An 11,804-nucleotide genomic window follows, 5' to 3' on the forward strand; every position below is an offset into this window, starting at 1 on the left:
TGGTCCTTAACAGTTGCCTGGCAGTTCCCGGTACGTCAGGTAGATGCGCAGGTCGAGTTCCAGTTGGTGGTAGTCCGGCTCCATGTGCTGGCACAGCTGGTAGAAGGCCTTGTTATGGTCGCGCTCGCGCAGGTGCGCCAGTTCGTGCACCACGATCATGCGCAGAAACTGCGGCGCGGCTTCCTTGAACAGCGACGCGATGCGGATTTCCTTCTTGGCCTTGAGCTTGCCCCCCTGCACCCGCGACACCGCAGTGTTAAGGCCAAGCGCCCGGTGGGTGAGGTCCAGGCGGTTGTCGAACAGCACCTTGTCCAGGGGTGGGGCGGTGCGCAGGTAGCGTTGGCGCAACTCCTGGGCATAGCCGTACAACGCCTTGTCATTTTGCACAGCGTGGCGGTCGGGGTAGCGCCGCTGCAGGTACTCGCCCAGGCGGTCAGTATCGATCATCTGCCGCACCTGCTGCTGCAGGTGCGGGGGGTAAGCTTGCAAGTAACGTAAGGCGTTCATGGCAACACAGTTGGCGAAACGAATGGCGATTCTAGCCAATCACGTCGCTGGCCAGGGGAAAATCGCCGGGAAGCTGCCGGCGTCGCTGGCAGTCATCGGGTGCGCCACCAGAAAACCCTGCACATAGGCGCAGCCACTGGCCTTCAACCAATCAGCCTGGGCCTGGGTTTCCACGCCTTCGGCGATCACCGTTATGCCATAGTCGGCGCACAGCCCCAGCACACTGCGCGCCAGCGCCGCATCCACCGCCGAATCCGGCAGGCGCGCCACCAAGTGCCGATCAAGCTTGAGGGTATCGATGGGCAAGTCACGCAGCATGCGCAGCGAGCAGTCGCCTGCGCCAAAGTCATCCAGGGCCACCCTCACACCCAGTGTGCGCAGCCGGTCGATCTGTTTAACAGCAGCGTCAATGTTGTACATCAGGGACGTTTCTGCCACTTCCACTTCCAGGTGTGCCGGTTGCAGCTGGTAACGCTGGATCACCCGCTCCAGCTCGTCCACCAACCCAGGCGCGGCAAACTGAGCGCGGCTCAGGCTGATGCCAAGCACCAGCTCCTCGGGAAAATGCGCGTACCAGGCCTTGCGCTGGGCCGCACTCTGCCCGTAGATCCAGCTGGCCAGCCGATTGATCAGCCGGGCTTCTTCCAGCAGGGGTATGAACAGGCCCGGGGGTACGTCACCGACACTGGGGTGCTGCCAGCGCAGCAAGGCTTCGAAGCCACGCAGGCGGCCATCGGCGAACGCCACTTGCGGCTGGTAGACCAGGGTGAAGTCCTGCTGCTCGATGGCCGAGCGCACGCCGTCCTCCAGCATCAGCCGCGACCGCGCCCGCCCGTTGAGTTCCTCATCGTAGAAGCGGTATTGCTGGCGCCCCTGCTGCTTGGCCGCGTACATGGCCGCATCGCCTGCACGCAGCAGGCCTTCTACATTCGCCCCGCAGTCCGGGTATGTGGCGATGCCGATACTGACCCCAAGGCAAACATCCAGCCCATCCACCTGATGGCTGATGGAAATGCGTTCGAGCAAACGTTCAGCATAGCGCCCGGCCTGCTCCGGGTAGGGCAGGCCGTCGAACAAGGCAGTGAACTCGTCCCCCCCCATGCGCGCCAGCAGCGCCTCATTGCCCAGGCAGTCCTTGAGCTGGTCCGCCACCCAGCGCAGCACGCGGTCACCGGCATCGTGGCCAAGCGAGTCGTTGATGCGCTTGAAGCCGTCCAGGTCCATGTACATCAGTGCCTTGGCCCGGTCCGAACGTTCGTTACGCAGCAACGCGCTTTCGGCAGCCTGGTAGAACCCGCGCCGGTTCAGCAGCCCGGTGAGCGGGTCGGTGATGGCCTGATACTCAAGTTGCTGGTGCAGGTTGTGCACCGCCGACATGTCCAGCACGGTCACCACCATGGCCTGCTGGTCAGCTGGCAGTGGCGCGCACGACATGGCGACCGGCAGCAGCTCACCGCCCAACCGGCGCAGCTGGGCATCGTGCACGCGGAAGATGCGCCGGGCCAGGTAGGCCTGATAGAACTCCGACTCCTGCCACAACGTGGCGCTGGCCAGTTGCACCAGCCCCAACAGGTAGGCCCCCTGCAGTTGCTGCACCGGCGCCGAGAGCAGGCGGCAGATGGCGGGGTTGGCAAAGCGGATGATGCCTTGCTCGTCCACCACCAGAATGCCTTCGGCAGCGTTATCCAGAATGGACGCATTGAATGCCCGCGCCGCCTCCAGCTCGCGGGTCAGCCCCTGCAACATACGCCGGTTGCGTTGCTGGTCGAGCAGGGCCTGCACCTTGGGCTTGAGGATCTTGGGGTCGAACGGCTTGAACATGTAGTCCACTGCGCCGCTGGCGTAGCCCTTCAGCACCGCCTCCTGGGACTGCTCATTGGCGGTGAGGAATATGATCGGGGTGAAGCGCGTGCGATGGTTGCTGCGCATGAGGCGTGCGACTTCAAAGCCGTCCATCTCCGGCATGTGGACATCCAGCAAAACCAGGTCTACGTCGTTTGCCAGCAGTGCGTTCAAGGCCTCCAGCCCGGAAGCGGCGGTCAGCACTTGCCAATCGTGACGGGCCAACAGCGCCCGCATGCTGATGAGGTTCTCGGGGTAATCATCGACTACCAGAAGAATCGAGCTGCCATCCTGTGACAGGTGTTGGAGTTGAGCGCCATCCATGCTGCTTCTCTATTTTGTGACCGACTTCAAAAATACCGCCTGATCCAGTTGTACTCCAGACGCACGCCGATAGCACGCACTGCAATCAGAAAGCTATCACTCGTTGAGATCAAGGTAGACGAACGGCAGTCATCTCGCCGACATAATCCGCGCCCTAAAGCGCGGCATGCCTTTTCTGAGGGCAAAAAAAACCCGCATCGCTGCGGGTTTTTCAATCGCCGGTGGCTTAGTTGACCTTGGCCACCAGTTCACCTTTGGCGTAGCGCTGGAACATGCCTTCCAGGGAGATCGGCTTGATCTTGGAGGCATGGCCGGCAGTGCCGAAGGCTTCGTAACGGGCGATGCACACGTCGCGCATGGCCTTCACGGTTTCGGCGAAGAACTTGCGAGGGTCGAATTCGCTTGGGTTGACCGCCATGTGGCGACGAATCGCACCGGTGGATGCCAAACGCAGGTCGGTGTCGATGTTCACCTTGCGCACACCGTACTTGATGCCTTCGACGATCTCTTCGACCGGCACGCCGTAGGTTTCCTTGATGTCGCCGCCGTACTGGTTGATGATCGCCAGCCACTCCTGCGGTACCGAGGAAGAACCGTGCATCACCAGGTGGGTATTGGGGATGCGCTTGTGGATTTCCTTGATGCGGTCGATGGCCAGCACGTCACCGGTAGGTGGCTTGGTGAATTTGTAGGCGCCGTGGCTGGTGCCGATGGCGATGGCCAGGGCGTCTACCTGGGTTTTCTTGACGAAGTCGGCCGCTTCTTCCGGGTCGGTCAGCATCTGGCTGTGGTCCAGGACGCCTTCGGCACCGATGCCGTCTTCTTCACCGGCCATGCCGGTTTCCAGCGAGCCCAGGCAGCCCAGTTCGCCTTCAACCGATACGCCGCAGGCGTGGGCCATGGCAACGGTCTGCTGGGTGACGCGAACGTTGTACTCGTAGTCAGTCGGGGTTTTGCCGTCTTCGCCCAGCGAGCCGTCCATCATCACCGAGCTGAAGCCCAGCTGGATGGAGCGTTGGCATACGTCGGGGCTGGTGCCGTGGTCCTGGTGCATGCACACCGGGATGTGCGGGAATTCTTCGATGGCCGCCAGGATCAGGTGGCGCAGGAAAGGCGCACCGGCGTACTTGCGAGCACCGGCGGAGGCCTGCACGATCACCGGGGAGTCGGTTTTATCGGCCGCTTCCATGATGGCGCGCATCTGCTCGAGGTTGTTGACGTTGAAAGCCGGTACGCCGTAACCGAACTCGGCGGCGTGGTCCAGCATCTGGCGCATGCTAATGAGTGCCATTGTGTATCTCTCTCCCGACAAGCGTCGTTGTTTCGTGCAAGCCTGCCGCAGGGGCGGTTGCTGTTCAAGTTGTGTGGGCCACCTTGCGGCCCGGCCAGTCACGGTGCCTTGCAGCCCCGCCCAATCAGATCGTTGGTCGCCACCCAGTACACCAGGCCCTCATCACCCTTGGTGTGGAAGGCCAGCATGCCGTCACTGTACAGCGCACCCGAGGCACCCGGCTCGGCCTTCAGGCGGTAGACCTGGTCACCGCCACCCAGGCGGACATCAACCTGGTCCTGCTGCGGGTCGGCGAAGCGCCACAGCACTTCGGTTTGTGTATCGCAGACCCAGCGGGTCCAGTTGTCTGCCGGGGCAGGTTGCGCTGGCTTGAGCAGCGAGCAACCTGCCAGGGTTGCCAGGGCCGTTACGGCCAGAAACGCTTTCATTCTGTTTCCTCGGTTTGGGCTACCTTGCACCCCGTCAGCGCGCTTCGTCGCGTTGACAAGCCGGCTGCCACGTAAAGCGCGTAAGCGGGCGCGCCCACTCACAAGACCACAAACCTGCCTTCAGGTTGCCAGGCACCCGATCAAGGGCAGCCTGGCGCCTTGCGCTGGTGTTCCTCGTCGTACTTTTCCAAACCGTCGGGGCCCACGCGCTTGCTGATCACCGGCACCGTCTCGGCTTGCCACTCGGACTGGTAGCAGCCGCCCTTGGGCGGCTGCGCCGGGTCGTCCTGCGACGCCGGGCTGCCAGCGCAGGCGCTTAGCAGGCCAGCCAACAGCATGACAGGCAATTGCTTGACCATGAGGCCACTCCCTTTGCCAGACGACGAGCTCATCAGGCCTTGGCCCGCTCTTCCAGAATCGCCACGGCTGGTAGCACCTTGCCCTCGACAAACTCGAGGAACGCGCCGCCACCGGTAGAAATGTAGGAGATATCCTGGCTGACACCATACTTGTCGATGGCTGCCAGGGTATCACCGCCACCGGCAATGGAGAACGCAGCGCTGTCGGCGATGGCCTTGGCCAGCACCTGGGTGCCATTGCCGAACTGGTCGAATTCGAACACCCCAACCGGGCCGTTCCACAACACGGTTTTCGACGACTTCAGCAGTTCGGCGAACTGGGCAGCCGTCTGCGGGCCGATGTCCAGGATCATGTCGTCGGCGGCAACGTCGGCAATGGCCTTGACGGTGGCTTCGGCGCTTTCAGCGAATTCCTTGGCGACCACCACGTCAACCGGCAGCGGCACGCTCACCTTCGCCGCAATGGCCTTGGCGGTTTCGACCAGGTCCGGCTCGTACAGCGACTTGCCCACCGGGTGCCCGGCAGCGGCCAGGAAGGTGTTGGCGATGCCGCCCCCCACGATCAGCTGGTCGCATACGGTGCTCAGGCTGTTCAGCACGTCCAGCTTGGTGGACACCTTGGAGCCGGCGACGATGGCCGCCATCGGCTTGGCCGGGGCCTTCAGTGCCTTGCCCAGGGCATCCAGCTCTGCCGCCAGCAGCGGGCCGGCGGCGGCAACCTTGGCAAACTTGGCAACGCCATGGGTCGAACCTTCGGCACGGTGAGCGGTGCCGAACGCGTCCATGACGAACACATCGCACAGGGCCGCGTACTGCTGCGCCAGCTCGTCGGCGTTCTTTTTCTCGCCTTTGTTGAAGCGCACGTTCTCGAACAGCACCAGGTCACCGGCATCGACCTGCACACCGTTCAGGTAATCGGCAACCAGCGGCACATCGCGGCCGAGGGCCTTGCTCAGGTAGTCGGCAACCGGCTTGAGGCTGTTCTCGGCAGAGAACTCGCCCTCGGTGGGGCGCCCCAGGTGGGAGCAGACCATGACCGCTGCGCCCTTCTCCAGGGCCAGCTTGATGGTCGGCAGTGCGGCCTGGATACGCGCGTCGCTGGTTACCACACCGTCCTTCACAGGCACGTTGAGGTCTTCGCGAATCAGTACGCGCTTACCTTTCAGGTCGAGGTCGGTCATCTTCAACACGGTCATGAATGCAGTCCTTCAGGGCTGTTTGTTGCGGGTTGGGTGAACGACGTGCAGGAAGTGGTCGGCAACGTCGAGCATACGGTTTGCAAACCCCCATTCGTTGTCGAACCAGGCCAGCAGGTTGACCAGCCGGGGGCCGGAAACGCGGGTCTGGCTGGCATCGACAATGGCCGAATGCGGGTCATGGTTGAAATCACAACTGGCGTGCGGCAGCTCGGTATAGGCCAGCAGGCCCGTGAGCGGGCCTTCCAGCGCGGCCTCGCGCAGCACCCTGTTGACCTCGGCCGCCGTGGTGTCGCGGGCGGTGTGCAGGGTGATGTCCAGGCACGACACGTTGACCGTGGGCACGCGTACCGCTTTGGCCTGGATTCGCCCGGCAAGTTCCGGTAGCAGGCGTTCGATACCGCGCGCCAAACCGGTGGACACCGGGATCACCGACTGGAAGGCCGAACGCGTGCGGCGCAAGTCCTCGTGGTGGTAGGCGTCGATCACAGGCTGGTCGTTCATCGCCGAGTGAATGGTGGTGATCTGCACGTACTCGATGCCAAATGCCTGGTCCAGTACCCGCAACAGCGGCACGCCACAGTTGGTGGTGCAGGAGGCATTGGATACCAGGCGTTCGCTGCCTGTCAGGCACGCCTGGTTGATGCCGTACACCACCGTGGCATCCACATCGGCCTCGCTGGCCATGGGCTGCGAGAACAACACCCGCGGCGCGCTGGCATCCAGAAAGCGCTGGCCGTCGGCCCGGGTGTGATAGGCGCCGGAGCATTCCAGCACCAGGTCGATGCCAAGGGCCGCCCAGTCGATGCCCTCCGGCGTGGCGCTGCGCATCACCTTCACGCAGTCGCCATTGATGTGCAGGCAATCGCCATCGACCCTGACCTCGCCGGGGAACCGGCCATGGGTGGAGTCGAAGCGAGTGAGGTATTCGAGGCTGGCCTGATCGGCCAGGTCGTTGAGCGCAACGATGTCGAAACCGGCCCGCGCCCCACGCTCGAACAGCGCGCGCAGAACACAACGGCCGATACGGCCGTAACCGTTGAGTGCAACTTTGTAGGGACGCAGGTGGGGCATTCGGGGCTCACGAGACAATGTTGTTTTCGTCAGCCTGCGGGCATTGCGGTGTGGCATTCGCAGGCAAGCCCGCCCCCACTGGGTTCACATGCAACCCAGTGAGGGCGGGCTTGCCCGCCAATGCAGGCGACACCGCCCGCAGACCGTTACATCAGTCTTCCAGCAGTTCTTCGGCAGTACCCAGGATGTTTTCCACGGTGAAGCCGAATTCTTCGAACAGTGCCGACGCCGGGGCCGACTCACCATAGGTGGTCATGCCGATGACGCGGCCTTCCAGGCCCACGTACTTGTACCAGAAGTCGGCATGGGCAGCCTCGATGGCAATGCGCGCACCCACTTCAAGCGGCAGCACGGACTGCTTGTAGGCGGCATCCTGGGCGTCGAACACGCTGGTGCACGGCATGGATACCACGCGCGCCTTGCGGCCCTGCTCGGTCAGCTTGGCATGCGCCTGAACAGCCAGGCCCACTTCGGAACCGGTGGCGATCAGTATCACTTCCGGCTCGCCGGCGCAGTCCTTGAGCACGTAGCCACCACGGCTGATGTTGGCGATCTGCTGGGCGTCGCGCGCCTGGTGCTGCAGGTTCTGGCGCGAGAAGATCAGCGCCGATGGGCCGTCCTTGCGTTCCAGGGCGTTTTTCCAGCTGACTGCCGATTCCACGGCATCGGCGGGGCGCCAGGTGTCCAGGTTCGGGGTAGTGCGCAGGCTGGTGAGCTGCTCGATCGGCTGGTGGGTCGGGCCATCTTCGCCCAGGCCGATGGAGTCGTGGGTGTACACGTGGATAACACGCTGCTTCATCAGTGCGGACATGCGCACGGCGTTGCGGGCGTATTCCATGAACATCAGGAAGGTGGCGCCGTAAGGCACCAGGCCGCCGTGCAGGGCCACACCGTTCATGATGGCAGTCATGCCGAACTCGCGTACGCCGTAGAACACGTAGTTGCCGCTGGCATCGGCCGCTTCCACACCTTTGCAACCCTTCCACAGGGTCAGGTTGGAGCCGGCCAGGTCAGCCGAGCCACCGAGGAATTCCGGCAGCAGCGGGCCGAAGGCATTCAGTGCATTCTGGCTGGCCTTGCGGCTGGCGATGGTTTCACCCTTGGCCGCCACTTCGTTGACGTAGGCCTGGGCCTTCTCGCTGAAGTCGGCTGGCAGTTCGCCGGCGCTACGGCGCTTGAATTCGGCTGCCAGCTCCGGGTAGGCCTTGGCGTAGGCGTCGAAGCGCTGGTCCCACTCGGCTTCCACCTTGGCACCATTGGCCTTGGCGTCCCATTCGGCATAAATGTCGGCCGGGATTTCGAACGGGCCGTGGTTCCAGTTCAGGGCCTGGCGGGTCAGGGCGATTTCGTCGTTGCCCAGCGGCGCACCGTGGGATTCTTCCTTGCCCTGCTTGTTCGGCGAACCGAAGCCGATGGTGGTCTTGCAGCAGATGAGGGTCGGGCGGTCGCTTTTACGCGCCGTCTCGATGGCCATCTTGATTTCTTCGGCATCGTGGCCGTTGACGTTGCGGATCACCTGCCAGTTGTAGGCTTCGAAACGGGCCGGGGTGTTGTCGGTGAACCAGCCGTGCACTTCGCCGTCGATGGAAATGCCGTTGTCATCATAGAAGGCGATGAGCTTGTTCAGGCCCAGGGTGCCGGCCAGCGAAGCCACTTCGTGGGAGATGCCTTCCATCATGCAGCCGTCGCCCATGAACACATAGGTGTTGTGGTCAACGATGGTGTGGCCGTCACGGTTGAACTGCGCGGCCATGACTTTTTCAGCCAGGGCGAAGCCTACGGCGTTGGCAATACCCTGGCCCAGTGGGCCGGTGGTGGTTTCAACGCCTGGGGTGTAGCCGTATTCCGGGTGACCCGGGGTGCGGCTGTGCAGTTGACGGAAACCCTTGAGGTCGTCGATCGACAGGTCGTAGCCGGTCAGGTGCAGCAGCGAATAGACAAGCATCGAGCCATGGCCGTTGGACAGCACGAAGCGGTCACGGTCGGCGAACTTGGGGTTGCTCGGGTTGTGCTTGAGGTAGTCGCGCCAAAGTACTTCGGCGATATCCGCCATGCCCATGGGGGCACCTGGGTGGCCGCTGTTGGCCTTTTGCACGGCATCCATGCTGAGGGCACGAATGGCGTTGGCACGTTCACGACGGCTGGGCATCGCTGATCTCCTGGGGGCTTGAATAGGGAGTGACACAAGAAAGGCAGCCATTTTCGCCCACTGTGGGGGCTTGGGGCAAACTTTAAAGCTGCAAGCGGCACGCTTTGAGCTTCAAGCGGCAAGCTTTAAGCTGCAAGCGATGAAGCAGAGCCCGATTCAGCCCGCTCTCAAGCTTGCCGCTTGAAGCTTGCCGCTTGGAGCTCACCCCCAATATCAAAACTTTTTGATATTGGCCTTGCTAGGGCAGCGCTGCCTGTCTAGACTGCCGCACCATGAATGCCCCCGCCCACGCCATACCGGAACAACGCGAAACACTGGCCGCCCTGTGCAAGGCCAGTGGCGATGAGCTGCGCCTGAATGTGCTGCGGGCACTGGCCAACGACTCCTTCGGCGTGCTGGAACTGGCGCAGATCTTCGGCATAGGCCAGTCGGGCATGAGCCACCACCTCAAGGTGCTGGCCCAGGCCGACCTGGTGGCCACTCGCCGCGAGGGCAATGCCATCTTCTATCGCCGCGCCCTGCCCGACAGCCTGCGCCTGGGCGGGCGCCTGCATGCGGCGCTGCTCGACGAGGTCGATGACCTGGCCCTGCCCGCCGATGTTCAAGCGCGCATTGCCCAGGTGCAGCAGCGCCGCGCCGCCACCAGCCAGGACTTTTTCCTGCGCGTGGAAGAAAAATTCCGTGCCCAGCAAGACCTGATCGCAGGCCTGCCGCAATACCGCGAGAGCCTCCTGGCGCTGCTCGACAAGCTGCACTTCCAACCCGGTGCCAGCGCCCTGGAAGTCGGCCCCGGCGATGGCGGGTTTCTCCCCGACCTGGCTCGGCGCTTCGCCCAGGTCACGGCACTGGACAACAGCCCGACCATGCTCGAACTGGCGCGCCAGGTGTGCCAGCGCGACGGGCTGGGCAACGTAAACCTGCAGTTGGCCGATGCACTGTGTGCAACGGATGTGGCCGCCGACTGCGTTGTGCTGAACATGGTGCTGCACCACTTCAGCGACCCGGCCCTGGCATTGCGCCAGCTGGCCAAGCGGGTGAAGGCAGGCGGCAGCCTGCTGGTCACCGAGCTGTGCAGCCATGACCAGGGGTGGGCGCGCGAAGCCTGCGGCGACCTGTGGCTTGGCTTCGAACAGGACGACCTGGCCCGCTGGGCCCATGCGGCCGGGCTGGCCCACGCAGACAGCCTGTACGTAGGCCTGCGCAACGGTTTCCAGATCCAGGTTCGTCATTTCCAGCGGACGGCTGGCGACATACACCATCGGTAAATTTCAGGAACCCTCGAGATGAGCGAATACTCCCTTTTCACCTCCGAGTCCGTGTCCGAAGGGCATCCGGACAAGATCGCCGACCAGATTTCGGACGCCGTTCTGGACGCGATCATCGCCCAGGACAAATACGCCCGCGTAGCCTGTGAAACGCTGGTTAAAACCGGCGTGGCGATCATCGCCGGCGAAGTGACCACCTCGGCCTGGGTCGACCTCGAGGACCTGGTGCGCAAGGTCATCATCGACATCGGCTACAACAGCTCCGACGTGGGCTTCGACGGTGCCACCTGCGCGGTGATGAACATCATCGGCAAGCAGTCGGTGGACATCGCCCAGGGCGTGGACCGCTCCAAGCCTGAAGACCAGGGTGCTGGCGACCAGGGCCTGATGTTCGGCTATGCCAGCAATGAAACCGAGGTGCTGATGCCGGCGCCTATCTGCTTCTCGCACCGTCTGGTAGAACGCCAGGCCGAAGCGCGCAAGTCTGGCCTGCTGCCCTGGCTGCGCCCGGACGCCAAGTCCCAGGTCACCTGCCGCTACGAAAACGGCAAGGTAGTGGGCATCGACGCCGTGGTGCTGTCGACCCAGCACAACCCTGAGGTGTCGCAGAAAGACCTGCAGGAAGCGGTGATGGAGCTGATCGTCAAGCACACCCTGCCGGCCGAACTGCTGCACAAGGGTACCCAGTACCACATCAACCCCACCGGCAACTTCATCATCGGTGGCCCGGTGGGTGACTGCGGCCTGACCGGGCGCAAGATCATCGTCGACTCCTATGGCGGCATGGCCCGCCACGGTGGTGGCGCGTTCTCCGGCAAGGACCCGTCCAAGGTCGACCGTTCCGCCGCCTACGCCGGCCGCTACGTGGCCAAGAACATCGTGGCGGCCGGGCTGGCCGAGCGCTGCGAGATTCAGGTGTCCTATGCCATCGGCGTGGCGCAACCGACGTCGATCTCGATCAACACCTTCGGTACCGGCAAGGTGTCGGACGACAAGATCATCCAGCTGGTGCGCGAGTGCTTCGACCTGCGCCCGTATGCCATCACCACCATGCTCGACCTGCTGCACCCCATGTACCAGGAAACCGCTGCCTACGGCCACTTCGGCCGCACCCCGCAGCAGAAGACTGTTGGCGACGACACCTTCACCACCTTCACCTGGGAACGCACCGACCGCGCCCAGTCGCTGCGTGACGCTGCCGGCCTGTAACCGGTCGTTGGCGAACATCAGGGCCCCTGTCGAGCGATCGGCAGGGGCTTTGTCGCGATGGGCCTGGCTGTAGGTATTCGGCGCCTGGGGGACCGAGCGCCGCCCGCGTGGCGCATCGCGAGCTGCGCTCGCTCCTACGTTTGTTTCGGGCCAGTAACGC

Annotated in this window: 10 protein-coding genes; 2 read left to right on the top strand and 8 right to left on the bottom strand. The window is 63.4% G+C overall.

Going from position 1 to position 11,804, the window contains the following annotated elements; genetic code table 11:
• Positions 1-6: 6 nt before the first annotated feature.
• The 8 genes from IAE33_RS18185 to tkt form a co-directional block, all read right to left on the bottom strand.
• Entirely contained in the window at positions 7-507 is a 501-nt protein-coding gene (locus IAE33_RS18185; RefSeq protein ID WP_028631893.1) for a M48 metallopeptidase family protein, read from the bottom strand.
• 39 nt (positions 508-546) lie between these two features.
• Positions 547-2,673, bottom strand: a complete 2,127-nt coding sequence (locus IAE33_RS18190; protein WP_201164532.1) for a putative bifunctional diguanylate cyclase/phosphodiesterase — start codon at positions 2,671-2,673, stop codon at positions 547-549.
• 226 nt (positions 2,674-2,899) lie between these two features.
• Positions 2,900-3,964 (bottom strand): class II fructose-bisphosphate aldolase, encoded by a 1,065-nt coding sequence (gene fba / locus IAE33_RS18195; protein WP_028631895.1) that lies wholly within the window; start codon positions 3,962-3,964, stop codon positions 2,900-2,902.
• 98 nt (positions 3,965-4,062) lie between these two features.
• A complete protein-coding gene (locus IAE33_RS18200) occupies positions 4,063-4,392 on the bottom strand; it encodes an MliC family protein (protein ID WP_028631896.1) in 330 nt (109 codons plus the stop codon).
• Between the two features lie 140 nt (positions 4,393-4,532).
• Positions 4,533-4,784 (bottom strand): hypothetical protein, encoded by a 252-nt coding sequence (locus IAE33_RS18205; RefSeq protein ID WP_201164533.1) that lies wholly within the window; start codon positions 4,782-4,784, stop codon positions 4,533-4,535.
• The gene (locus IAE33_RS18210) at positions 4,784-5,947 is read right to left on the bottom strand and encodes a phosphoglycerate kinase (protein WP_201164534.1); all 1,164 of its coding nucleotides are present in this window, start codon (positions 5,945-5,947) and stop codon (positions 4,784-4,786) included. Before IAE33_RS18210 ends, IAE33_RS18205 begins: the two co-directional genes overlap by 1 nt.
• Before the next feature lie 12 nt (positions 5,948-5,959).
• Positions 5,960-7,021, bottom strand: a complete 1,062-nt coding sequence (gene epd / locus IAE33_RS18215; RefSeq protein ID WP_201164535.1) for an erythrose-4-phosphate dehydrogenase — start codon at positions 7,019-7,021, stop codon at positions 5,960-5,962.
• Positions 7,022-7,172: 151 nt separating this feature from the next.
• Positions 7,173-9,170, bottom strand: a complete 1,998-nt coding sequence (gene tkt / locus IAE33_RS18220; RefSeq protein ID WP_201164536.1) for a transketolase — start codon at positions 9,168-9,170, stop codon at positions 7,173-7,175.
• A gap of 272 nt (positions 9,171-9,442) precedes the next feature.
• Here tkt and IAE33_RS18225 point away from each other — a divergent pair, with 272 nt between their 5' ends.
• The gene (locus tag IAE33_RS18225) at positions 9,443-10,435 is read left to right on the top strand and encodes an ArsR/SmtB family transcription factor (RefSeq protein ID WP_201164537.1); all 993 of its coding nucleotides are present in this window, start codon (positions 9,443-9,445) and stop codon (positions 10,433-10,435) included.
• 18 nt (positions 10,436-10,453) lie between these two features.
• On the top strand, positions 10,454-11,644 hold the full coding sequence (gene metK / locus IAE33_RS18230) for a methionine adenosyltransferase (protein WP_003249375.1): 1,191 nt from the start codon (positions 10,454-10,456) through the stop codon (positions 11,642-11,644).
• The last annotated feature ends 160 nt before the right edge of the window (positions 11,645-11,804 follow it).

Source organism: Pseudomonas sp. S60, from assembly GCF_016647865.1.
Lineage (GTDB): Bacteria > Pseudomonadota > Gammaproteobacteria > Pseudomonadales > Pseudomonadaceae > Aquipseudomonas > Aquipseudomonas parafulva.